19 protein-coding genes are annotated in these 23696 nt (G+C 59.4%); 10 read left to right on the top strand and 9 right to left on the bottom strand.

The window, feature by feature from the left end; translation table 11 throughout:
• The first annotated feature begins 59 nt into the window (after window positions 1-59).
• The gene (locus MWU38_RS02205; protein ID WP_247270198.1) at window positions 60-2180 is read left to right on the top strand and encodes a protein-disulfide reductase DsbD; all 2121 of its coding nucleotides are present in this window, start codon (window positions 60-62) and stop codon (window positions 2178-2180) included.
• Here the strand turns inward: MWU38_RS02205 and MWU38_RS02200 are convergent.
• Window positions 2177-2752, bottom strand: coding sequence for a hypothetical protein (locus tag MWU38_RS02200; RefSeq protein WP_247270197.1), 576 nt, complete (start codon window positions 2750-2752; stop codon window positions 2177-2179). The two genes, MWU38_RS02205 and MWU38_RS02200, sit on opposite strands and share 4 nt — an antisense overlap.
• Window positions 2749-4944, bottom strand: coding sequence for an excinuclease ABC subunit UvrB (gene uvrB / locus MWU38_RS02195; protein WP_247270196.1), 2196 nt, complete (start codon window positions 4942-4944; stop codon window positions 2749-2751). Before uvrB ends, MWU38_RS02200 begins: the two co-directional genes overlap by 4 nt.
• A gap of 93 nt (window positions 4945-5037) precedes the next feature.
• On the opposite strand from uvrB, the gene MWU38_RS02190 reads away from it, so the two are divergent.
• The 3 genes from MWU38_RS02190 (at window position 5038) to MWU38_RS02180 (ending at window position 7298) form a co-directional block, all read left to right on the top strand.
• A complete protein-coding gene (locus MWU38_RS02190) occupies window positions 5038-5610 on the top strand; it encodes a DUF3617 domain-containing protein (RefSeq protein WP_247270195.1) in 573 nt (190 codons plus the stop codon).
• A gap of 43 nt (window positions 5611-5653) precedes the next feature.
• On the top strand, window positions 5654-6436 hold the full coding sequence (locus MWU38_RS02185) for an alpha/beta fold hydrolase (protein WP_247270194.1): 783 nt from the start codon (window positions 5654-5656) through the stop codon (window positions 6434-6436).
• Between the two features lie 229 nt (window positions 6437-6665).
• Window positions 6666-7298, top strand: coding sequence for a LuxR C-terminal-related transcriptional regulator (locus MWU38_RS02180; RefSeq protein WP_247270193.1), 633 nt, complete (start codon window positions 6666-6668; stop codon window positions 7296-7298).
• 175 nt (window positions 7299-7473) lie between these two features.
• On the opposite strand, the gene MWU38_RS02175 is transcribed toward MWU38_RS02180, so the two are convergent.
• Complete coding sequence (locus tag MWU38_RS02175) at window positions 7474-7878, bottom strand: VOC family protein (RefSeq protein WP_247270192.1); 405 nt, start codon at window positions 7876-7878, stop codon at window positions 7474-7476.
• Window positions 7879-8013: 135 nt separating this feature from the next.
• Between MWU38_RS02175 and MWU38_RS02170 the strand changes: the two genes are divergently transcribed.
• Entirely contained in the window at window positions 8014-8790 is a 777-nt protein-coding gene (locus MWU38_RS02170) for an SDR family oxidoreductase (protein ID WP_247270191.1), read from the top strand.
• A gap of 111 nt (window positions 8791-8901) precedes the next feature.
• Here MWU38_RS02170 and MWU38_RS02165 read toward each other — a convergent pair whose 3' ends face one another.
• Window positions 8902-10506, bottom strand: a complete 1605-nt coding sequence (locus tag MWU38_RS02165) for a hypothetical protein (protein ID WP_247270190.1) — start codon at window positions 10504-10506, stop codon at window positions 8902-8904.
• A gap of 147 nt (window positions 10507-10653) precedes the next feature.
• Window positions 10654-11454, bottom strand: coding sequence for a hypothetical protein (locus MWU38_RS02160; RefSeq protein WP_247270189.1), 801 nt, complete (start codon window positions 11452-11454; stop codon window positions 10654-10656).
• Window positions 11455-11694: 240 nt separating this feature from the next.
• Here MWU38_RS02160 and MWU38_RS02155 point away from each other — a divergent pair, with 240 nt between their 5' ends.
• Complete coding sequence (locus tag MWU38_RS02155) at window positions 11695-12393, top strand: TIGR02594 family protein (protein WP_247270188.1); 699 nt, start codon at window positions 11695-11697, stop codon at window positions 12391-12393.
• 9 nt (window positions 12394-12402) lie between these two features.
• Here the strand turns inward: MWU38_RS02155 and typA are convergent, their stop codons facing one another.
• Window positions 12403-14235: a translational GTPase TypA gene (typA, locus tag MWU38_RS02150; RefSeq protein WP_247270187.1), complete on the bottom strand. Its 1833-nt coding sequence runs from the start codon at window positions 14233-14235 to the stop codon at window positions 12403-12405.
• A gap of 386 nt (window positions 14236-14621) precedes the next feature.
• Between typA and MWU38_RS02145 the strand changes: the two genes are divergently transcribed.
• The 3 genes from MWU38_RS02145 (at window position 14622) to MWU38_RS02135 (ending at window position 18411) form a co-directional block, all read left to right on the top strand.
• Window positions 14622-17237, top strand: coding sequence for a TonB-dependent receptor (locus MWU38_RS02145; RefSeq protein ID WP_247270186.1), 2616 nt, complete (start codon window positions 14622-14624; stop codon window positions 17235-17237).
• A gap of 154 nt (window positions 17238-17391) precedes the next feature.
• The gene (locus MWU38_RS02140; protein WP_247270185.1) at window positions 17392-17859 is read left to right on the top strand and encodes an RDD family protein; all 468 of its coding nucleotides are present in this window, start codon (window positions 17392-17394) and stop codon (window positions 17857-17859) included.
• 90 nt (window positions 17860-17949) lie between these two features.
• On the top strand, window positions 17950-18411 hold the full coding sequence (locus tag MWU38_RS02135; RefSeq protein ID WP_247270184.1) for a DUF805 domain-containing protein: 462 nt from the start codon (window positions 17950-17952) through the stop codon (window positions 18409-18411).
• A gap of 31 nt (window positions 18412-18442) precedes the next feature.
• Here MWU38_RS02135 and MWU38_RS02130 read toward each other — a convergent pair whose 3' ends face one another.
• Together MWU38_RS02130 and MWU38_RS02125 are read right to left on the bottom strand one after the other, a co-directional pair.
• Complete coding sequence (locus MWU38_RS02130) at window positions 18443-20992, bottom strand: FtsX-like permease family protein (protein WP_247270183.1); 2550 nt, start codon at window positions 20990-20992, stop codon at window positions 18443-18445.
• Window positions 20989-21774, bottom strand: a complete 786-nt coding sequence (locus tag MWU38_RS02125) for an ABC transporter ATP-binding protein (RefSeq protein ID WP_247270182.1) — start codon at window positions 21772-21774, stop codon at window positions 20989-20991. Before MWU38_RS02125 ends, MWU38_RS02130 begins: the two co-directional genes overlap by 4 nt.
• Before the next feature lie 95 nt (window positions 21775-21869).
• Between MWU38_RS02125 and MWU38_RS02120 the strand changes: the two genes are divergently transcribed.
• The gene (locus MWU38_RS02120) at window positions 21870-22580 is read left to right on the top strand and encodes an arylesterase (RefSeq protein WP_247270181.1); all 711 of its coding nucleotides are present in this window, start codon (window positions 21870-21872) and stop codon (window positions 22578-22580) included.
• Between the two features lie 2 nt (window positions 22581-22582).
• On the opposite strand, the gene recF is transcribed toward MWU38_RS02120, so the two are convergent.
• The gene (gene recF / locus MWU38_RS02115; protein WP_247270180.1) at window positions 22583-23683 is read right to left on the bottom strand and encodes a DNA replication/repair protein RecF; all 1101 of its coding nucleotides are present in this window, start codon (window positions 23681-23683) and stop codon (window positions 22583-22585) included.
• Window positions 23684-23696 lie beyond the last annotated feature (13 nt).

The following is a 23696-nucleotide window of genomic DNA, read 5'->3' as shown; positions in this document are numbered from 1 at the left end:
TATTTACCTCGCTAGGGACTACCATGGTCGACCACCTTTTGAGAGGCAAGCCAAACTCCGTGACATTCGCTGCATCCTATCTTGTGCGGGGCGCATGGGTAAATGCGTTTCTGCTCGCGCTTGCGGCGTTGTTCCTGCTTCCCGTTGCGGCGTTTGCGCAAGATACGGACGCAGAGCGGGAGCGCGCGCTCACGCGGATTGAGCGGGCCGGCGATGAACGCATTTCGGTCGATTTGTTTGCCGACGGGGCTCCGCAGGCTGGCGGGACATGGATGCTGGCCCTGCGCTTCACGCCAAGCGCGCCCGAATGGCATGGCTATTGGGAAAATCCGGGCGATGCCGGGCTGGGGATGCAACTTACGCTTGATCTGCCGCAAGGTTGGGAGGCGGGCGACCCGCTGTATCCGGTGCCCAAACGGCTGCTCATCGCCGATCTGATGAACCACATTTACGAGGGCGAATATGCGGTTCTCGTGCCTGTCGAAGTGCCAGCGGGTGCAGTGATCGAGGGCGTGCCGCAAGTGACCGGAGTGGTCGAATATCTTGCCTGCACCGATGAGATCTGCGTGCCGCAAGGTGCGGTCTTGAACGCGGGCCAGATCGGCACATCGGGCGGTGACTTTGCCAAATGGCGTGCGCAGGTGGCGCCCATGCTGGATGCAGCGGCACGTTTTGCAACCGATGGCGAGGTTGTGCGCCTTGGTATCCCGCTTCCTCAAAGCGTCAGGCTTTCCGACCCTTACGTCTTCATCGCGAACACGCAGCTGGTCGATTATGCCCCGTTCCAATACTTTTGGCGCGATGGCGACCGATTGGTGGTCGAAATCCCCCTGAGCGAATTTGGCACAGGTGAAGCTGACAGGGTCGAGGGTATCTTGTCCTTCGGCAGTGAGACAGGCGTGCGTTTCGTGGCACAGGCAGGAGAGGTTGCCATCGGTGGTGAGCGCATCGTCACCATGAACAGCGCCGATGGTGTCACGCCCCCGCTTTGGACTTTGATTTTGGGCGCGCTCCTTGGCGGGCTCATTCTCAATGTCATGCCGTGTGTTTTCCCGATCCTCAGCCTCAAGGCGCTATCGCTGGCCCGCGCTGGCGGGAGCGAGCAAAAAGCCAAGGCAGAAGGATTGGCCTACACCGCTGGCGTGGTGCTTGCCTGTGTGGCGCTGGGCGGTGTGATGCTCGCGCTTCGGGCTGCGGGCGAGCAGGTGGGCTGGGCGTTCCAGTTGCAAAGCCCCACTGTGGTCGTGCTGCTCCTGGTGCTGGCGACCGTCATCACGATGAACTTTGCAGGCATATTCGAGCTGCCCAGCGTCGACACCGGCAGTGGGCAAGGGCGCTCGGGTGTTCGGGGCGCCTTTGCCACCGGCCTGCTCGCCGCTGTCGCTGCAACGCCGTGCACCGGCCCGTTCATGGCCGCTGCCTTGGGAGCCGCGCTTCTTTTGCCGACGCCGCTTGCATTGATGCTATTTGCGACGCTGGGGCTGGGTCTTGCGCTGCCGTTTCTTGTAATCGGATTTAGCCCGGCGCTTCGAAAGCGACTGCCAAAGCCGGGGCCGTGGATGAACACCTTCCGCCGCGCGATGGCGATCCCGATGGGGCTGACCGCAATGGCTCTCATTTGGCTGACGGTGCAGCTTGGCGGGCGCGGGTTTGGCCTGTTTGCACTGGTGATGCTGTTCGGCATCGTGCTCGCGCTGTTCGTGGTCGGACGGCTGCAACAGGCAGGCAAGATGGCATGGCCGGCCTTTGGCCTTATTGCCGCACCGTTCCTCATTTTCGGTGCGTTCGCGCTGCCAAGCTCCTACGCGCCGGAGGCCCGCGACCTTTCCGCATCCCTGCTCGAACCCAAAGCCTTCAGTCGTGAGACACTCGCCGAGGCGCGCGCCAGCGGACAGCCGGTCTTCGTGTGGTTTACCGCCGATTGGTGCGTGACCTGCAAGGTCAACGAAAGCGTCGCTATCGAGCGCGAGGCGACCGCCGAGGCTTTCCAAAACGCGGGCGTGGTGGCCATTGTCGGCGACTGGACCGTGCGCGATGAAGAGATCACTCAGTTCCTGACCGAGCAGGGCGCAGCAGGCGTGCCGCTTTATCTGTGGTATGAACCCGGAGAAGAGGCGGAGCAATTGCCGCAGGTTCTGACCCCCGACATGCTGACCGAACGTGCCCGAAGAAATCGTTAGCCCGCGAGCGGTAGCGGTGCGGGTTCTTCTTCTGGTTGTTCGGGCTTGTCGGGCGATGCAGGATCAAACGCTTCGCCGCTGCGACAGGCCCTGATAAGCGCGCCGGGAAGAGGGCTTGCGTGAAGCTCCACCGTGCCAGCACCCGGAACCGTCGCGATCAATTCGCGCGAACCGGCGAGAGGCTCCCACACATCGCTTGATGCAGGTTCTTCACCGACCCAGAAGTAGCGCCCAGTCACTCTGGTCGCATCAACGGGAAGCCGCCCGATATGGCCATTGCCAACCATCGCCAGCATCGCTCCTGCACCCTCGTCAGCGGGCGAATGGCGGATGATCTGAATGGATGACCCCAGACATTCCAGCGCCAAGAGCGCAGGTTCGCTCGGCACGCCGTAGATAAGACGGCTCTCCGACCGCTGGCTCACCGCCCATAGCGCGCCTGTGGCATCGGGCGAGGGCAGAGGGGCAGAGGCGAAGTTTTCCAATTCCACCTCGCGCACCATATCCGCATCGGTCGGAGGTGGCTTGCACGCGGCCAGGGCCAGGAGCGGGAGAAGGGCGATTGTCCTCAAGGTTTCCCGCCCATCTTCTTGTAGCGTGTCTTGCCGTAACGGGTCTTGCGCGTGCCCGGCTTGCCCTCGTTCGAACGGCCAACGCGCGGCGCTTTCTTCTGCTCGTCAGGAAGGCCCAGCTCGTCATTCTCAAGCCGACGGATTTCATCGCGCAATCGGCCCGCTTCCTCAAACTCAAGGTTCGCCGCGGCGTTGCGCATCCGTTTTTCGAGGTCTTCGATATAGCTGCGAAGGTTGTGGCCGACGAGGTTGTTGACCTCGTCATCGCCCGTATCGACCGTGACGCCGTCCTGCGATGCGGTGTGCGCAACGATGTCGGCAATGTCGCGCTTGATCGTTTGCGGGGTGATGCCGTGCTCTTCGTTAAAGGCCTTCTGCCTTTCGCGGCGGCGGTCGGTTTCGGCCATCGCGCGCTCCATGCTGCCGGTGATGCGGTCGGCATAGAGGATCACGCGGCCATCAACGTTACGTGCCGCGCGGCCGATAGTCTGGACAAGGCTCGTCTCTGAGCGAAGGAAGCCCTCCTTGTCAGCGTCGAGTATGCACACGAGGCCACATTCAGGGATATCGAGCCCCTCGCGAAGCAGGTTGATGCCGATCAGCACGTCATAGACCCCCATGCGAAGGTCACGGATAAGCTCGATGCGCTCTAGCGTCTCGACGTCGGAGTGCATGTAGCGCACCTTTACACCTGCCTCGTGCATGAACTCGGTGAGGTCTTCTGCCATGCGCTTGGTCAAGGTGGTGACGAGCGTGCGATAGCCCTTTTTGGCCGTTGCAAGGCATTCCTGGATGCAGTCCTGCACCTGATCTTCGACCGGGCGGATTTCGACAGGTGGGTCGATAAGGCCGGTGGGACGGATGACCTGTTCTGCAAACACGCCGCCGGTCTGCTCCATCTCCCACGGACCCGGAGTGGCCGAGACGCAAAATGTCTGCGGGCGCATCGCGTCCCATTCGTTGAAGCGCAAAGGGCGGTTGTCGATGCAGCTTGGCAGGCGGAAACCGTATTCGGCCAGCGTGATCTTGCGGCGGTGGTCGCCTCTTGCCATCGCGCCGATTTGTGGCACGGTCTGGTGGCTTTCATCGACGAAAAGCAATGCGTTTTCGGGCAGGTATTCAAACAGGGTGGGGGGTGGCTCACCCGGAAGGCGTCCGGTGAGGAACCTCGAATAATTCTCGATCCCGTTGCACGAACCCGTTGCCGCAATCATCTCAAGATCGAAATGGGTGCGCTGTTCGAGGCGTTGGTGCTCAAGGAGTTTGCCCTCTGCCTCAAGCTCTTTCAAACGCTCGGCCAGTTCGAATTTGATCGCCTCGCTCGCCTGTTTCATCGTCGGGCCCGGCGTCACATAGTGCGAGTTTGCATAGACCCGCACCTTGTCGAGTTTCGCGCCGGTCTTTCCCGTCAACGGGTCAAATTCCGCTATCTCTTCAATCTCATCACCGAAAAAGCTGATACGCCATGCCATGTCTTCATAGTGGCTCGGGAAAAGCTCCAGATTGTCTCCGCGAACGCGGAAGCACCCGCGCGTGAAGGCGGCATCATTGCGCTTGTACTGAAGCGCAACGAGCTTGCGGATAAGCTCGCGCTGATCGACGCTCTCATCCTTCTTGATATCGAAAATCATCGCCGAATAGGTTTCGACCGAGCCGATACCGTAAAGGCATGAAACCGACGCGACTATGATCACGTCGTCGCGTTCCAGAAGTGCGCGGGTTGCCGAGTGGCGCATGCGGTCGATGGCCTCGTTAACGCTCGACTCCTTCTCGATGTAGGTGTCGGAGCGCGGGACATAGGCTTCGGGCTGGTAATAGTCGTAATAGCTGACGAAATACTCGACCGCGTTCTCCGGGAAGAAGCTCTTCATCTCGCCGTAGAGTTGAGCTGCGAGAATCTTGTTGGGCGCAAGGATCAGGGCAGGGCGCTGTAACTCCTGAATGACGCTCGCCATGGTGAAGGTCTTGCCTGACCCTGTGACACCCAGAAGCGTTTGCGTCTGCTCGCCCTCTTTCGTGCCCGCGACAAGTTCCGCAATCGCGGTGGGCTGGTCGCCTGCGGGCTTGTAATCGGAGACAAGCTTGAAGGGCTTGCCCGGCATCGACTTTTCAGGTCGGGCCGGGCGGTGCGGGGTGAAATCTTCGCCGGTTTCAGGCTCTTCCAGCCCGCGTCTTATGACTAGCTCGCTCATGAGCACAGATATGGGACGCGACATGCCGCTTGTGAAGCGTTGATGAGGGCACTATCCCTGCCGGACATGCAATGAGGGAAGGAATTATCCGAAATGTCGATCGTTAAATTCACTGGCGCAGCCACTCTGGCATCAGCAATCGCGCTTGCAGCGTGCAGCAGCGAGCCCGCCGCGGATGCCGACGGTGATGGCACCATCACCCAGGACGAGGTTGAAACCGTGCTCGCCAATTCGGACCTCACGCTTTCGCCGGGTCAGTGGGAAAACACGGTCGAGTTTGTCGATATCGAATTTGATGATAGCCAATTGCCGCCAGAGGCGCGCGGTATGATCGGACCGATGCTGGACGCGATGCGCGGGCAAAAGAACACGACCAACACCTGTATCACCGAGGAAGAGGCCAAAGAGCCTGCGGCAGAAATGTTTTCGGGCAGCGATGCCGCCGATTGCGAATATTCCAAGTTCGAATTTGGCGGCGGCTCGATTGATATGGCGATGACGTGCAAGGACCCCCAATCGGGCTCGGCGACGATCACCAACACCGGATCTTATGACGAGACAAGCTATTCGATGGAGATGAAGATTTCCATGGACGCATCAGAAATGGGGCCGATGCAGATCAACGCAAAAGCGGGCGGTAAACGCGTGGGTGATTGCGCCGAATAAACTTCACCCTGTGTTCAACCGTACTCTATAGCCTTTGGTGGCCATGTCGAAGATCGAACATTTCCTGGCTTCATCAAGGGCAGCTCTCACTCAAACGGAGCTTGCGCGCCGCATCCAGCTTGCCTCGGGTAATTACGCTGAAGAAGAGATGGGCAAGCCCAGCCTTCTGAAATTCATGGGCGAGGCCGATCTGTTGATCGAGCCTGCCCGTCGCCTGGTTCGCAGATTCGAGGTTCCCAAGGCTGAGCGCCCGCAAACCGTGATCCTGTTCCCCGGCTTTGGCCACGGCCCCTCGCGCATGCGCTATATGGCGCAGCTGCTCGAAGAGGCGGGGCACACGGTCAAGGATTGGGGGCAGGGCCGCAATTGGGGCGTCGCCGAGGAAACGTTGCAAGGGCTTGAGGACAGGTTGCTTCAGGTTTGCGAGCAAAGCGGCGGGCAGGTGGCCCTTGTCGGCTGGAGCCTTGGCGGGCTCTATGCGCGCGAACTGGCCAAACTGCACCCTGATTGCATTACCAAGGTTATCACCATGGGTTCGCCTTTTTCCGGCTCGCGGCGCAGCAATAATATCTGGCGGTTGTATTCGGTGATCACGGGCGAAAGCGTGGATGAGCCGGGCATCGATACGGACGCCTCGGAAAAGCCGCCGGTAGAGACAATCGCCTTCTGGAGCGCCAATGATGGCGCAATCGGTCCGCGCTGCGCTGCGGGCAAGCCGGGTGAGCGCGATCGCGCCATACCGCTGCGTTGCACCCATTCCGGTTTTACCTACGATCCGCAATCAATCAGTGCGGTGATCGGTGAACTCGATCGGCAACCGGTTTAGCGGATCGCGCCGGTTTCTCTTGCGATTCGTCGTTAACGCGTTTCGCAAACTCCGGTAAATCACAAGGCGTCCTTCTCGCAGAACACGGATTTCTCCGGAATGAAATGCTCGATATTGGACCAAAATACATAGGGGTAATCAGCGTTTTGGGGATTTCACGGACAGTATGACTCCATATCGGCGTTAGAGGTGCGTGAATTCAAACCGTGGTGGCTGCACCAAGATACGCATGTCACGCAAAGCCACCCTCCATTTCATCGATTCCAATAGCCGTCATCGCGCTGAATTGGCACGCATAGGGTTTTCCCTGGGCCACCATTCGGAAGTGTATGGCGACATTTCGGAATTATCCATTCACCCCCCACGCGAAGGGATCATTATCGCGCGCGATCTGCCCGATCAGGGCGGAGTGTCGATGATCCTCGACCGGCTCGGCCGATTGGGCATCTGGTTGCCCTTGATCGCGGTCGAAACGGACCCGCGACCGGGCCGAATTGTCGAGGCTATCAAGGCCGGCGCATTGGATTATCTCTCCCTCCCACTCGATCCAGATCGGTTTGAAAGGTGCCTTTCACGGATCGAAAAAGAAGCCGAAGTGTTCGGCGCAGCCCGCCGTCGCATGATCGAAGCGCGCGACCGTATCGCCAGCCTGTCGGTGCGCGAACGCGAAGTGCTCGAATGGCTCGCCGAGGGCAGTTCGAACAAGGTGATCGCCCGCGAGCTTGAGATATCCCCTCGCACGGTTGAAATCCACCGCGCCAATATGATGCACAAGCTTGGCGCGCGCCACGCAGCCGAAGCGGTGCGTCTCAAGCTCGAAGCCAAACTGGAGCCACAGATTGAACCGCAGATGAGTGCCTGATGGCGGCACGGTTTGAGAGCTAAGGCTCTCAACCCTTACTGACCCTTCGAAGGGCGATGCCATCCCGCCCTTGGTACCCGCGCGGCCTCGGCAACATTCCAGTTGCAGGGGCCGCGCCACCCATTGGCGAGCAATTCGCCGCCATTGCACAGCCGCTATCGCGCCGCGCTCTGCGTCAGGGCAGTTCCTCTGCCACTTGTTCCCAAAGTTCAATCTTCACCCCGTTGGGGTCAAGGATCCATGCAAACTTGCCGTAACCTTCGTCCGCTGTATCGAGCACTTCCACATCGCGCGACTTCAACTGCTCGACAAAGCCATCGAGATCGGCAACGCGCAGATTGATCATAAAGCCGCCTTTGCCAGGCTTGATGTACTCATCATCCTTGAAATGACTGATCAGCGAATAGGGGTTCGCCTTGGGCTCGTCTGACCAGGCAAACTGCGGCCCATATTCGCCATCCACACCCAGCTTGTCGCGGTACCATGCGCGTGTCGCTTCCGGGTCGCTCGCCACATAGAAAATCCCGCCCAATCCGGTCACCCGCGGACCACTGGCCGCCGCTTTGTTCGTGTCACTCATCGTCCCCGTCCTCCTCATCGCTTTCCGATGTACCTTGGACCCGTCCCCCATGCAAAACTGATCCTTTGCGAGGAGGCCAGAGCCATGCAATAAGCCGCGCATTCAAATTGACGATACTCAAAGGAACAGACCCCCATGACAAATACTCAGCGCTTCGCAGGCAAGACGGTAATCGTGACGGGGTCCTCGACCGGCATCGGCGAGGGGATCGCGCGGCGCTTTCACGCCGAAGGCGCCAATGTCGTCATCAACGCCCGCAACGCCGACAAATGCGCCGAGACCGCCGCGAGCCTTGATGCAGACCGCACTCTTGTGGTCGCAGGCGATGTGTCGAAACCGGATTTCGCGGATGAGATCGTTTCCAAGACGGTGGAGCGCTTTGGCGGCCTCGATTGCCTGGTCAACAATGCCGGCGTCGGCGGCGGGGGCATCCTTCACAAGACCGACGATGCAGAGATTGACCGCATCATCGACATCAATGTGAAAGGCGTCATCTATCTTAGCCGCGCAAGCATACCGCATCTGATCAAAAGCAAGGGTTCAATCGTCAACATTTCCAGCGTGTCAGGCATTGGCGGAGATTCCATGCTGCCGATCTATAACGCGTCGAAAGGGGCGGTGACGAACCTTACTCGCGGGCTCGCCTTACAGATCGGTGCGAAGGGCGTACGGGTCAATGCGATCAACCCTTCGATCACGCGCTCTGACATGGTGGATGGCGTATTGTCGAATGACGACACGATGAAGGCATTCATGAACCGCGTCGCGCTTGGCCGCATTGGCGAGCCTGAGGATATCGCCGCTGCCGCCGCCTTCCTTGCAAGCGAGGATGCAGCGTTCATCACCGGCGTCAACCTGCCGGTCGATGGCGGGGTCAGCGCGAGCAATGGCCAGCCCAATCTGGCGGGCTGAGCGAGCGCATTGCAGGGGGTGTAGTTGTGTCGGGAGAAGGGCCTGCGGCCCTCTTCGGTATCGTCTGGCCCTGATAAAGAAAACACAAGGCGCTCTTGCTTTCGTCTCAAATCAAGACTTCGCCGATGCAATTTTCTTCCTCAGGAGATCAATCGATGTCTGGATGTCACGGATATCCTTTTCAATAAGGGCAAACTCAGGATGACTAACGTTGAATTCTTTCAGTTCATCCTGAAGACCCTGAACGATTGGAAGCGCGTTTGCATAATCAGTTGGGTCAATGGCCACTCCCGCCAGCAAAGCCCTCGAGCGAATTGCCGCGATATGCCAGACCGCGTTATCTGGGTCTGCGTCCAAGAGTTGCTCATCTAGCTCGCTCGCTTCGGTGATTTTCTCTTTGGCCGCATCTAGCTCTCCAATAGTATGGTCCAAGGCGCCCAGCGATAGAAGTACCACAGATAGATCGCGTTTATATCGCCATTCATCCGGGTAAGACCGAACCAAATCTCGTCGCAGTTCAAGGGCTTTTTCCAAAGGTTCCCTGGCTCTGAAGATTTCCTTTCGTCCAGCATCATCATCTTCATTCTGAAAATGAACACCCGCACGCGTCAAGTGAACTTGACCAAGTCTCATCAGATCGATGGAATATCCACGCGCGATGACGGGATTTTCGCCATGCTCGGAAAGAAGCAACCGGCTTGTTTCTGCGCTTCTGCGGTGGTGCAACTCCGCCTTATCGAAATCACCGCGCAGAGAGGACAACTCTCCTAGCTTGCTATCGCTGATCGCCAATTCAAATTTCAGATCGGGGTCGTCGGGATTGGCTTCGATTTGCTTTTCAACGAAATCCAGCCCTTTGGTGTAGAGCCGCTCGGCTTCGTCAAAGTTTTGGCTCTCCAATGCGAGTGTGCCAAGGCCGTTATAGAGAGCCGTCTTTTCGAAAGGGTCCGTCGCTGATGGGACCGCTTCGACCAACAGCTTTTTTGCCACGGAAAGCCTGCCTTTGGAATAGAGAATTCGGCTAAGCTGTATCCGCGACCAAACCATGTGATCGCTTTGGCGAATCGCTTCAGCGAAGTGTTCTGCAGCTTTGTTCGGATCGAAGGGCAATGCAAGATAACCGGCCGATTCAAATGCGGCAGCTGCGCTTTCTTTTTGCTGTTGTAGGATCTTCTGGGCGAGTTCGGCTTTGAGGCTTGCGGCTTCGACGATCTTTCCCTCATCGAAGAGCCTTGCAATTTGACGCGATGCCGGATCTGAAGAATTTTCCGCCTCCTGTGCAGCAATGGCAATCTCACCAGCTTGTCGGTTTGAAAGCTCTGAGCCGTCAAACCGTTTAAGTCCCAAGGCCCGTTCATACCTCCTGCGCAATTTTTCTTCGGCGCGTCCAGCGATCAAATCGGCAAGAGCTTGCTCGTGTTTGTCTCGTCTGACAACTTCGATAATCTGTCCGCTGCGCGCGTCGTTTCGTTTGTCGAGAACCTTAAATGACGCGTTCTGGTGTTTTCGATCGCCTCTACCCTGCTTGGCAGTGTAAGGATCATCGAAGGCTAGCTGGTAGAAGGTTGCAAGGGTCCCGGCGCCGGCTACGACCGCTGCCATCAAAGCGCTAATATCACTGCCGCTCAATACCCATGTGATAACATCCAGGAAATCTGGGTTTCGTGGTTGCTCAATGGATGAGCGGGCCGTTTGATAACTTGTTATGCCACCCACGCTGGCTACGCCTACGAAGCTCAGTGTTTTTACAATCCATTTTGTCGCAATTTTTCGAATAGATCGCCCCCTCGATCAACTTGAAACCCTAAGCCATCCAAGCACCTTTTTTGCATCTAAGTCTAGTGCTCGGTCATGATGCATGGCCTAACCCCCAACAGCCCTCTCCCGCTCCAGCAATTCATCGACCAGTCCGTCGAACTTCTTCTTGCGATCAGCGATGCCGTTGGTGCCTCCGTTGATGCGGCGGGTTTCGTCGGCGATGCCGGGCGTGTCGGCCAGGCGGTTGATGTCGTTTTCATCCCAGAACCATGCGGCCGATTGAATGCCGCCTTCAACCGTAAGGATGAGCGCCTCGGCTTCCTCAAGCGCGATACCCAGATGATCGGCAAACGCGGTGAAATTGTCGCGACCCGTCAGCTGGATCGGGCCAGTTCCACGAAAACGCCAGCCATCACCTGACGACGCAGGGCCATTGCCCATGCGATTGGCATAGACGTCATTGGCGATGGCTTCGGGATTGCGGTCAAGGGACTTTGCTTTCTGGTTGGGGCCACGCCGCCCGTATCGGTGGGGCCACACTTGGCTCAGGCGCTTGGCGGAATAATTCATATTCTCGCGCGCGCCGACTTTGAAACCGGCCTCATGCGCGAGCGTTGTGATAAACGCAGCCACACGGCGGATCGTCGTGATTTCGTAATTTGCACAGGCCGCCTGGATCGGGGCGACCCATTGTTCTAGCTCGGCGGCGGACTTTGATGACACCAGCGCCAACAGATCAGCGTCAATCGCTGCCACCGGAAAGGCGTATTGCGTTTCGGCGGGGGCTTGTGCCGCCTCCCAGCTGTCGATGATGCGATCAAATGCCGCGATATTGCCCTCCACATTCCAGACACCGGGCAATTGGGTTGCAAGGCTGGCAAATATTGGCGCTCTGTCCATCGGCATGTGACGTCCCCCCCATTCTTTCACAGCGCGAGCAGAAGCCACCCCATGGGCACTGGGTTGTGTCGTCTTGCGGCTCGCATGATACCATTACTTGGCCCGGCGAAGTTGAGGTGTGGCTTTTTGCACGTGTGACGCGGCTTTGCTCCTTTATGAAGGGTGTTGTGCAAAGACTGTTCGGGGTTAGGGGCCCTTTGTCCTTTGGCCGGGTGCAGCGCATAGTGTTGAATTGCGGGGGGAATTATGACGACACTCGAAGTGCAGAAAATCTTGGCGCGCCTTGGCTACAAGCCGGGGCCGATTGACGGGATCTGGGGGCGCAGAACCGCAGCAGCCGTCAGAAGTTTTCAGATTGCCAGCGGGCTCGATCCCGATGGAGTGGTGGGGCCGCTTACCACCGCTGCTCTGGTCGCTGCTACCGACCTTGATGTGTCGGATGAGCCAATGACGGTCTGGTATGAAGAGGCCGCGCGGCAATATGGCACGAAAGAGGTGCCCGGCCCTGCGAGCAATCGCACCATCATCGACTGGGCCGACGATCGCGGCATTGCCTATCGCAGCGACGATATCCCGTGGTGCGGCCTGTTCGTGGCGCATTGCATCGGCTCGACGCTCGATCTGGAGCCGCTGCCATCAAGCCCGCTGACCGCGCGGCGGTGGAGCAGCTTTGGCATCCCCATCGAGCCGACGATGGGCGCGGTTCTGGTCTTCTGGCGAGGGTCGCGCAGCGGCTGGAAAGGGCACGTCGGCTTTTATTCAGGCGAGGACGATGGCGCCTACCGGGTGCTTGGCGGCAACCAGTCGGACATGGTCAATTTCGCATGGATCGCAAAGGATCGCCTGATTGGTGCGCGTTGGCCCTCAACCGTGCCGCCGCCGATCAAGCCTGATGTATTCAGGGTTGCGCGAAATTCTCACGCATTGTCGCGAAATGAGGCGTAGGCGAGCGGATTAGCTCGCCTTCGCGCGTTTCAACCGCTTGCGCTCATGCGGGTCGAGAGCGGTTTTGCGCAGGCGGATCGATTGCGGCGTCACTTCGACCATTTCATCATCGTCGATATAGGCAATCGATTGTTCCAGCGTCATCCGGCGCGGCGGGGTGAGGCGGATGCTATCGTCCTTGCCGCTTGAACGGATGTTGGTGAGCTGTTTCGCCTTCATCGGGTTGACTTCAAGGTCGTCTGGCTTGGCATTCTCGCCGATGATCATGCCCTCATACAGCTTCATCGACGGGCCTACGAACAATTCGCCGCGTTCTTCGAGCATGTTGAGCGCGTAGGCGTTGGATTCGCCGTCGCCGTTGGAGATGAGGACGCCATTGTTGCGGCCTTCGATGGGGCCTTTGTAGGGGCCGTATTTCTCGAACAGGCGGTTCATGATCCCGGTGCCGCGCGTGTCGGACAGGAATTCACCGTGATAGCCGATAAGGCCGCGCGATGGAGCCGAGAAGGTGATGCGGGTCTTGCCCTGGCCCGACGGCTTCATCTCGGTAAGGTCGGCCTTGCGGCGCTGCATCTTCTCAACGACGGTGCCCGAGTGTTCGTCGTCCACGTCGATCACGACGGTTTCGTATGGCTCCATCTTCTGTCCGTCTTCTTCGCGAAGAAGCACTTTGGGACGGCTGATGCCAAGCTCGAAGCCTTCGCGGCGCATGGTTTCGATCAGAACGCCCAGTTGCAATTCGCCGCGGCCCGCGACTTCGAAGCTGTCCTTGTCGGCGCTTTCCGTAATGCGAATGGCGACGTTGGTTTCGGCCTCGCGGAAGAGACGGTCGCGGATCATGCGGCTCGTTACCTTGTCGCCTTCGCGCCCTGCAAGCGGGCTGTCATTGACGGCAAAGCGCATGGCGAGCGTCGGCGGGTCGATCGGCTGTGCTTCGATGGGCTCTTTGACCGATGGGTCGCAAATGGTGTTGGCAACGGTTGCTTTCTCAAGGCCGGCGAGCGCGATGATGTCGCCTGCCTGCGCGCTATCAACCGGCACGCGCTCAAGCCCGTCAAAGCTCATGAGCTTGGTAGCGCGTCCGACTTCGACGACGTTGCCGTCCATGTCGATTGCGTGGATCGGATCGTTCACCTTGAGCGTGCCCGACTGGACCCGGCCCGTCAGAACGCGGCCCATGAAGTTGTCGCGGTCAAGCAGTGTCGCAAGAAAGCTGAACTTGCCCGAGGTGTCGAGGCCCGGCGCTGGCACGTGCTCGGTGATGAGTTTGAACAGCGGGTTGAGGTCGCCTTCGCGTGCGCTCTCGTCTTCGCTGGCGTAACCATCGCGGCCGCTTGCGAAGAGGGAAGGGAAATCCAGTTGTTCGTCGCTTGCATCAAGCGATGCGAAAAGGTCGAACACCTCGTCCAGCACTTCTTGAGGGCGGCCATCGGGACGGTCGATCTTGTTGACGACCACGATGGGCTTCAGGCCAAGGGCAAGCGCCTTGCCGGTCACGAATTTGGTTTGTGGCATCGCCCCTTCGGCGCTGTCCACCAGAAGGATGACGCCGTCGACCATCGACAAAATGCGCTCAACCTCGGCGCCAAAGTCGGCGTGGCCGGGGGTATCGACGATGTTGATGCGTGTCGTGGTGCCTTCATGCTCCCATTCAACGCTGGTGCATTTGGCAAGGATGGTGATCCCGCGCTCTTTTTCCAGATCGCCGGAATCCATGGCCCGTTCTTCAACGCGCTGGTTATCGCGGAAAGTGCCGGATTGGCGGAAAAGCTGGTCAACCAGAGTGGTTTTACCATGGTCAACGTGCGCGATAATCGCGATGTTTCTGAGGTCGCGAGACATAAGTGGGCTCAATCTTTATAAAGCGTGGGGAAATTTTGCGCGTCCTTAGACGCTGTGGTGCGATGCAACAAGAGCGTATATTTCGCAGCTGTGGGGGAAGGGGCAAGAGATCGGATGCCCGCACAAACGCAGCTTGACGCAACGTCAGCCGTTTTCATGCGTTTTTTTGCTGTGCAAAATCTTTGACACTGCTGCATGCAATGCAAGTGTGACTCCTTGGCAACAGAGCTGCATATCTGCGCTGAATCCTTGCGTTTCTGCGCTTGTTAGCTTGCAAACAAGCGAGTAGATCACGCGGGCGATCACAAGCGAACAGGCCAAATGCATCTGGGGATGCAACAAAATTGGCCGACGCTTTGACGAGAGAGACGAGGAGAAGGATTCCCATGCGTTCATATGCTTCCGGCGTAGCCGGTCCCCTGCGCACTGCACTTTTGGCAGGCGCTGCCGGCTTTGCCATCACCGCACCAACCACCGCTTTCGCTCAAGACAGCGATTTGCCAGAGCTTGCAGACGAAAATGACAGCAGCGTCATTATCGTGACCGCTTCCAAGCGTGAGCAAACGCTTCAGGAGACGCCAATCTCGGTTAGCGTTACCACCGGCGAAACACTTGAGAATGCGCAAATCCGCGACGTTCTCGACCTGCAAACCGTGACCCCGTCGCTGCGCGTCAGCCAGCTGCAAACATCGTCGGCATCGACGTTTATTATTCGCGGCTTTGGTAACGGCGACAACAACTTCGGTATCGAGCCATCGGTCGGCGTGTTCATCGACGGCGTGTTCCGTTCGCGTTCTGCGGCGGCTCTGGGCGATCTTCCCAATGTGCAACGCATCGAGGTTCTGAACGGCCCGCAATCGACCCTGTTCGGTAAGAACGCATCAGCCGGTGTGATCTCGGTTGTCACCCGCGAACCACAATTCGAGTTCGGCGGCAGCGTCGAGGCAGTTTACGGCAACTTCAATACCATGGTGCTTAAAGGCGACCTCACCGGTCCGCTGAGCGACACGGTCGCATGGTCGGTCGATGGTAACTACCAACGCCGCGACGGTTATGCCGATATCGTCAACCTTGATGAAGAACAGAACGATCGTGACCGTTACTCGGTTCGTGGTCAGCTTTTGTTCGAACCAACGTCCGATTTCCGCGCCCGCGCGATTGTCGATTATTCGAAAATTGATGAAATCTGCTGTCAGGTCGGCGCACTGGTCAATGGCCCAACCGCTGCCGGCATCGCAGCAGTCGGCGGTCAGATCGCTGATCCGGCTGACTTTTACGAATACAACGCTTTCCTGAACGTTGTTCCAACGAACGAAGTCGAAAACTACGGCGCTTCGCTCCAGATGGACTACAACGCTGGTCCGATCGCCTTCACGTCGATCACCGCCTATCGCGAACTGCGCAACTCGTTCCTGTCGGACATCGATTACAGCAGTGCCGATATCGCCAATGAACGGCGCGCTCAGGAGGTTGACACCTTCACGCAGGAAGTCCGTATCACGTCGGATTTTGATGGCCCCATCAACTTCCTGCTTGGCGGTTACTACTTCGACGAGAAAATCTCGCAGGACAGCTCGATCGAGAACGGCGCGGACATCCGCAACTTCTTCGAAATTCTTGCTGGCCAGGATCCCGTCGCGGTTCTGACCGGGCAACCAACCCTGTTCAACCAGCTCGAAGCACCTGTTGCAGCGGGCGGTTTCGGTTTTGGTCAGGAAACGATCTTCAACACGCCGCTTCTGACCTCAGAAACTTTCGCCATGGACAACACCAGCTGGTCGATCTTCGGCACGGTTGATTTTGAGCCGGTTGATGGCCTCGTTCTCACCGGTGGTTTCAACTACACCGATGACAAGAAAGACTTCGCGCTGAGCCAGACGTCGTTTGACCCGCTGGCGCAAGTCAACTTTGTCGATGCCTTCATTACCGGTGCGACGATGGGCGGGGTCACTACCCGTGACCAGTTCCAGGCGCTCCCGGCTGCAAACCAAGCGGCTCTGCTCGCGGCGGCAACCGATCCTTCGATTAACCCGCTGCTGGGTCTGGCTGCGTTCCAGTTCCAACCACCGTTCCTTGCAATCCCGAACGCAGTTGAAGACGGCCGGACACGCGACGATAAACTGACCTATCTCGGTCGTATCGCCTACGAAGTGTCACCGGAAGTCAACGTGTATGCAAGCTATGCAACCGGCTTCAAGGCGAGCTCGGTGAACCTTTCGCGTGACAGCCGTCCGCTGGCTACCGACTTTGTCGCAGGGCCGGGCGGTTCGACTTTCGCTGCGCCGGATTCGCCGATCATCAACGCAGGGCTGGCTGTGCCAAACCTTGTGTCGGGTTCGCGTTTTGCCGGTCCAGAGGAAGCCGAGGTTTATGAAATCGGCATCAAGGGTCAGTGGGACGGCTTCGGCTTCAACCTTGCGCTGTTTGACCAAACCATCGACGGTTTCCAAAGCCTTGCATTCACCGGCACCGGCTTTGCGCTGCGCAATGCAGGCCGCCAATCGGTCAAGGGTTTCGAATTCGATGCAACGGTCCAGCCTACCGATGGCCTGGTCCTGACCTTCGCGATGACCCATCTCGATCCGCTTTTCGACAGCTTCCCCGGAAGCGTGAACGGCGATCTTTCGGGGCAGCGTCCGGCAGGTATTCCTGCATGGTCGATTGCAACAAGCGCGACCTACACCCACGAGTGGGACAGCGGTACGCGTCTGATTACGCGCATCGACTACAACCACGAAAGCAACACCGACATCAACAACGGTCTGCCAACCTTCAACACGGCGCTGGGTAACACCCGCATCTTCCGTCGCGAAGTGAACCTGGTGAACACCTCGATGACGCTGGCTTTGAACAATGGTCTGGAAGTGGGCGCCTTTGCCCGTAACCTGTTCGATGACCAGTACATCCTGACCGTGTTTGACGCTGTTGCGCAGGCGGGTTCGGTGTCTGGTTACCCAAGCCAGCCGCGCACCTATGGCGGCGTGGTTCGCTTCAAGTTCTAATCATCGCGATTAGCTGAAAGAATTGGCCCCGCTCGCAAGGAAACTTGCGGCGGGGCTTTTTCGTGGAGCAACGCAAAGGCGCGCCCTTCTTGGTCTTGTGTTGCGCCTGCGCTCGTGTAGTTTTGCATCCCTACAAGGGGTTAGGGGCAATATAATGAATTATGGTGGTTTTTGGCTTCGCGTCGTTGCCTATCTGATCGACTTCGTCATTTTGATGGTCGTGCAATTCGCGCTGCTGTTTGCTTTTGGTGAGACGGTCACGGACACCACTGCGGGCGGATTTTCCGCCAACACACAATCGGATTCGCCGCTTCTCAACCTCGTGCTTTTCATAATCGGCATTGCTTATTTTGCGGGCTTTGAATCGTCTGCGCGCCAAGCGACACCGGGCAAAGCTGCATTGGGACTGGTTGTGACCGACCTTGATGGCCGCCGGATTTCGCCCTTGCGCGCAATTGGCCGCTATTTTGCGAAAATCCTGTCAGGGCTACTGCTGTTGATCGGATACATCATGGTCGCGTTCACCGGTCGCAAGCAGGGCCTGCACGACATCATCTGCAGCACTCTGGTCCTGCAGGCGAAACCGGGTGAAAGCCACATCGACACCGACGTTTTTGAGTAAGGGGCGGCGGCGCTGAGGGGCGCTGCTTGCCGCATTGAGGGTTAAGTTGAAGGGTCGAATTGGAGCGACCACACGAAAGGGGATCACGTAATGGAATGGATGATTTTACCGCTTAAGCGCTATGCGCAGTTTTCAGGCCGCTCGCGCCGCAAAGAGTTCTGGATGTTCATGCTGTTCACCACCCTCGTGGCGGTGGTTCTTGCAGGTCCGACCTTCTTCTCGATCATGAGCACATCGGTCACCGATCCCTATGCGGTGGACGCTGATCCGTTTGCCGGCGTCGGCACTCTGGGTATGGCAGGGCTTGGCCTTTATGGCCTGTTTGCCCTTGCCATTGTCATCCCGAGCATTGCCGTGACCGTGCGGCGCCTCCACGACCGCGATATGTCGGGCTGGTGGTATCTTGGCTTTATCTTGGGCGGCATGATCCCGCTCATCGGCTTCATCATCTCGATCGCTTTTATCGTGATTATGGCATTGCCGGGAACCGACGGGCCGAACCGCTTTGGCCCGGATCCCAAGGACCCGCATAACGCGCAAGTTTTCGAGTAACCCGGCCAATCGGCAGGCGCTAAGCGGGGTCTCAAAGCTCCCTTAGCGCCTGTGCCGGTTTTGCGCGCAGCAGCGGGAGCGATCCGCCAAGCGCAAAGGCGAGCACCATCGCCAGCCCCATGCCAAGCACGGCGAGCACCACGCCCCAATCGGGCAACCAGTCAAATTCGAACAGCTGGGTGATAATTACCCACGCAAGGCCGGAGCCGAGCGCCAGCGCCACAAGCGCCAGAGCGCCCGCGATAAGCCCGTATTCGGCCAATTGCAGGCCAAGGATCTGACGGCGGCTTGCGCCCATCACCCTCAAAACCACCGTGTCATACGTCCGCGCCGCACGCGCAGCCGCGATGGCTCCCATCAGAACAGCAAGACCAGCGAGCACTGCGACCGCAGCAGCGGCAAGGGTCGCAAGACCCACCTGTTCAAGCAATGTCGCCGCCTGGACCAGCACATCGCCGACTTCGACGACAGAGCTTGACGGATATTCGCGCACCATCGCGCGCAGCAGTTCGGCCCGCTCCTGCGTGCTGGCGCCATCAGGCAGGTCGATGGTCGCAGAAAGCTTGTGCGGGACATCGGAAATGGCGTTGCGGGAAAAGACCATGGTGAAATTGAACCCCATGGTTTCCCAGTCGATTTCGCGTAAGTTTGCAATGCGCACATCGCGGGTTTGGCCAAGGATACCCATGGTCAGCATATCGCCCACCTCAAGCCCTGCGGCGTCGGCAAATTCCTTGTCGATGGAGACGAGCGGCTCACCGGTATGGAACGGGCTCCACCACGATCCTTCGACCACGCGGCTGCCATCGGGGGCGGTGTCGGAATAGGTGATGCCGCGCTCCCCGCGAAGCGCCCATGCGCCATCGGGGATCTCCTCAAGATCGGCGGTGCGTTGCATGTCCCCTTCAGGACCAAAGGCGAGAACCGCGCCGCGCATCGTGGGGACCGTGCGAACGACGGCATCGGGGAAAGGTGAGGTTACGAGCTCGGTAAACTGCGCCTCGTTTTCGGGCGCCAGGTCAATTACGACATAATCCGGCGCCTCTTTGGGGACGCGGGATTGGATATTGCCGTCAATCGCGCTTTGGATCGCGGCAAGCAGCACAAAGGCGGCAAGCCCGAAGCCGAGCGCTGTTACAAGCGCGCTGGTCGGTGCGCCGGGGCGGTGAATGTTCGCAAGCGCAGATCGCAGGAGCGGGTTGGACGGGCGTGGCAGTTTGCGCGCCGCATATTGCAACCCGAGGCCAAGCGCCGCGAGCGCCAGAAGAGCGAGCCCGGCGCCCACAAGGAACCCTGCGGTCAGAAGAACCTGGCTCGATGTGACAAGCGCCAACACACAGATTGCGACAAGCCCGGCGGCAGTGGCGAAGAGCGCGCGCTTGTCACGCGACAGCGGCACGATGCGGCTGCGCATCAGGGCCATTGCCGGGAAAGAACGCGCACGTAGCAGCGGCGCGGAGGCAAAGGCAAAGGCGACGAGAATGCCATAACCACCCGCAAGCAGCAGCGGCGCAGGCTCGATCACAAAGCCGCCCTCGACAGGCAAAAGCCCTTCCAAGGCCATACCGAGAAACGGTGTGACCAGAACGCCGGTGGCAAGGCCAAGCGCGCTGCCCACGACTGCGGCAACGGCAATCTGAAGCGCGTAAATGCGCACAATGTCGCGGCTTGATGCGCCGAGCACTTTCAATGTCGCAATGCTCGCGCGGCGCTGGTCGAGATAGGAGGAGACGCCTCCTGCAATCCCGATCCCTGCGATCACCAGAGCGGCAAGCCCGACAAGCGTCAAAAAGTCGCTCATGCGCGTCACGAACCGGTCAGCGCCGGGCGAGGCGCGGTCGCGGTTGCGGAAATCAAATCCGGCATTGGGAAACGCCTCGGTGAGGGCTTCCTCGACCCCTTCGGGATCGACCCCGGCATCGTCAAAAGCGATGCGGTATTTGCTCTGATAGAGCGATCCGGGCTGTAGGAGGCCAGCATCAATCGGCACGTTTTTGTCAACGATCACCGTCGGCCCAAGCTGGAACCCTTCCGACAGACGATCAGGCTCGTTCGCGATCACACCAGCGGCCACCATGCTCATCGTGCCTACGCGAAAACTGTCGCCCACTTCGATGCCGAGGCGATCCAATGCCCCTTGTGCGAGATAGGCGTTGTTGCCGCTGGGCGCCGTGGCCTTGGTGCCATCGGTCAGGGTGAGTGTCCCGAACAGCGGATAATTGTCTTCAACCGATTTAAGTTCAACCGGCGCGGCGGCGTCATCGGTGCTGGCCATGGCTTGCAGGCGGTAACCGCCGGACACTTCGCCATATTCGCTTAAAGTGGCCAGTTCGTCGGATGACAGGTCACGCTGCCAGACTTCAACCTCAAGATCGCCGCCGAGAAGTTCGCGCCCCGAGCTTTCAAGCTCGCGCTCGATCGAGGCGGTGAGCGTGCCGATCGCGGCGAGCGCCGCCGTGCCAAGGAATATGCACACCAGCAGGAGCCGCAATCCCTTGAACCGCGCATTCAGATCGCGCCGGGCGATGTTCCACGCATCGGCCCAGCCAAGACCGTGCGTGGCCGCGCTATCCGCGCTCATTCCGCGGCCTCAACCGCTGGCGCTGCGTTGGTGGTGCGGCGGTCCGATACGATTACGCCGTCCGCCATGGTGAGGACGCGCTCGCATCTTTCGGCAAGGCTCGCATCGTGGGTGATAATCAGCAAGGTCGCACCAGTTTCCGCGCGGCGGGTAAAGAGAAGTTCGACGATCTCCTCTCCCGTCGATGCGTCTAAATTGCCGGTGGGCTCATCGGCGAAGATCAGCGTGGGGCGAGGCGCGGTGGCTCTGGCAATGGCGACGCGTTGCTGCTCGCCGCCGGAAAGCTGTGTGGGGTAATGGTCGGTGCGGTGGGCAAGGCCAACGGCGGTCAATTCCTCTCGGGCGCGGGGGCTTGCATCCTTGCTTCCCGCAAGCTCCATCGGGGTCGCCACGTTTTCTGTTGCGGTCATGGTGGGCAAAAGGTGGAAGGCTTGCAGCACAATGCCGATCCGCCCCCGGCGCGCGGCGGCCAACCCATCTTCATCGAGCGAGGCAAAATCCTGTCCTGCAACGGTCAGCGACCCGCCGCTTGCGCGCTCCAACCCTGAAAGCACTGCCATGAGCGAGCTTTTGCCCGATCCCGACGGGCCGAGCAGGGCCACCACTTCGCCCACTTCGATATCGAGGTCGATGCCCTTGAGGATCTCGACCGGGGCGCTGGACGAACCGAGCGTGAGGGCCAATCCACGCGCGCTGATTGCGAGCGGGGCATTGTGCGCGGGGGCATCGTGAGCGGGGGCAGGGGTGGGCGCGGGGGCTGGCTGTGTTGCGGCTTTTGTCATTGGGTTCCAGATGGGATAGAGGCAATTTTCAAACAAGTAGCAATTCAAGAGGTTCGCAGATGCTCATGCGCTTCTGGCAGAGTAATACACTACGTGTGAAAACCATACTGGGTCCCGTCGCTGCGCTGGCACTGGTTGCTTGCGGGGCAGAAGTGCCCGTCGAAGACGCACCAGAGGCGAGCGGCGATGCAGCTTTTGAAGAGGGCGCCATGCCCGTTCCCGTAATGGGCGAAGAGGTGCGGATCGTCGCCTTCGGGGACAGCCTTTTTGCAGGCTACAATCTTGCAGAGCCGGAAGGGTATCCGGAAAAACTCGAAGGCGCGTTGAGAGCGCGCGGGATCAATGCGCGGGTGATTGACGCAGGCGTTTCGGGCGATACGAGCCGTGCGGGCCGCGACCGGTTGGCCTTTACGCTGGAAGGGCAGGAGGCGACGCCGGACCTGTTCATCCTTGAACTGGGCGGCAATGACCTGCTGCGCGGTATCTCGCCAGAGGAAACGCGCGCCAATTTCGAAGCGATGCTGACCACCTTGCGCGGGGCCGATGTGCCGGTGCTCATTATGGGGATGCGCTCTCCGCCCAATTATGGCGCTGAGTATCAGGAAGCTTTCGATGCGATCTATGCCGATTTGGCCGAGCAGTATGATACCGCGCTGATCGATTTCTGGCTCGAAGACATCTACACGCGGCCAGAATTGTTCCAGGATGACCGCATCCATCCCACCGCCGAAGGGATAGAGGCGCTGGTCGCTTCGACTGTCGATGAGGTGGCGGCGGCCCTGCCAGAGGACGAGGCCGAACAATAGCGTCAGAGCCTCTCCAACGTCCCGCCGCTGACCCGCCAGATGGCGGCTTCTTCCTGAATGTCGGCAAAAGGCGCAAGCTCTGTTCCGGTCATCCACACCTGTGCCTTGCCCGCGCGCAAGCGGTCAAACAACGCTTTGCGCCGCACCGGATCGAGGTGGGCGGCGACTTCATCGAGTAACAGCACGCTGGGGCGGCCAGACGATGCCAGAACGCCGTGCGCCAGCGTGATCGCGATCAGCATCGCCTTTTGTTCGCCGGTCGAACAGCTGGCGGCAGGCGGGCCGGGGGAACGGTCCTTGGTGGCCATCACCACTTCCAGTTCATCGCGGTGCGGGCCGGTGAGGGCTCTGCCAGCGGCTCGGTCGCGTGGACGGCTGCGCGCAAATTGAGCGAGCAATTCCTCCGGACCCGTCGGGCCGCCGGGGCGATAGGTGAGGATAGGGCGCGCAAACGGTTCTGCGGGGAGGGCGGAAAGCTCATCCGAAAGGCGCGCAACAAGCGAGGCTCGCGTCTCGGCCACCATGCTGCCGTGCTGCGCGGCCTGCGCCTCTATCGCGTCGAGCCAGCGGGCATCGCTGCGTTCTTCGAGCAGGCGATTGCGTTCGCGAAGAGCCGTTTCCAACTGGTTGACGTGGCGCGCATGAGTGGGCTCAATCGCCAGCGCCATACGGTCGATATAGCGGCGCCTTGCGCCCGCGCTATCAGTGAAAAGGCCGTCCATTGAAGGGGTCAGCCAGGCCACGGCGTGCCATTCGCTGAGCGCAGAGGATTTTGCTTCCGCCCCGTTGATCCGCACAAGCCGGCGGGTGGGTCGCTGGCTTTCGGTGTAGGTGCCGATGCGCGCCGACGTCTGGCCCTGCTCGATCAGGGTCGCACCGATGGCGAATGCTCCGGGTGCTGCATCAGGGGACGTCTTGCGTGCCAAATCCGCCAAATGCGCGCGCCTTAGCCCGCGACCCGGCGCAAGCAGCGAGATCGCCTCCAGGACATTGGTCTTGCCAGCGCCATTCTCGCCCACAAGCAGGTTGAAATGCGCCGTGTCCCCCAGCTCGCTTGCGGCATGGTTGCGGAAATTCTGCAAGGTGATTTTCGAAAGCGCCATAGCTGCAAAATTG

Source organism: Qipengyuania sp. S6317L1 (assembly GCF_023015615.1).
Classification (GTDB): Bacteria; Pseudomonadota; Alphaproteobacteria; order Sphingomonadales; family Sphingomonadaceae; genus Erythrobacter.
This window is presented reverse-complemented; position numbering and strand designations above follow the sequence as displayed.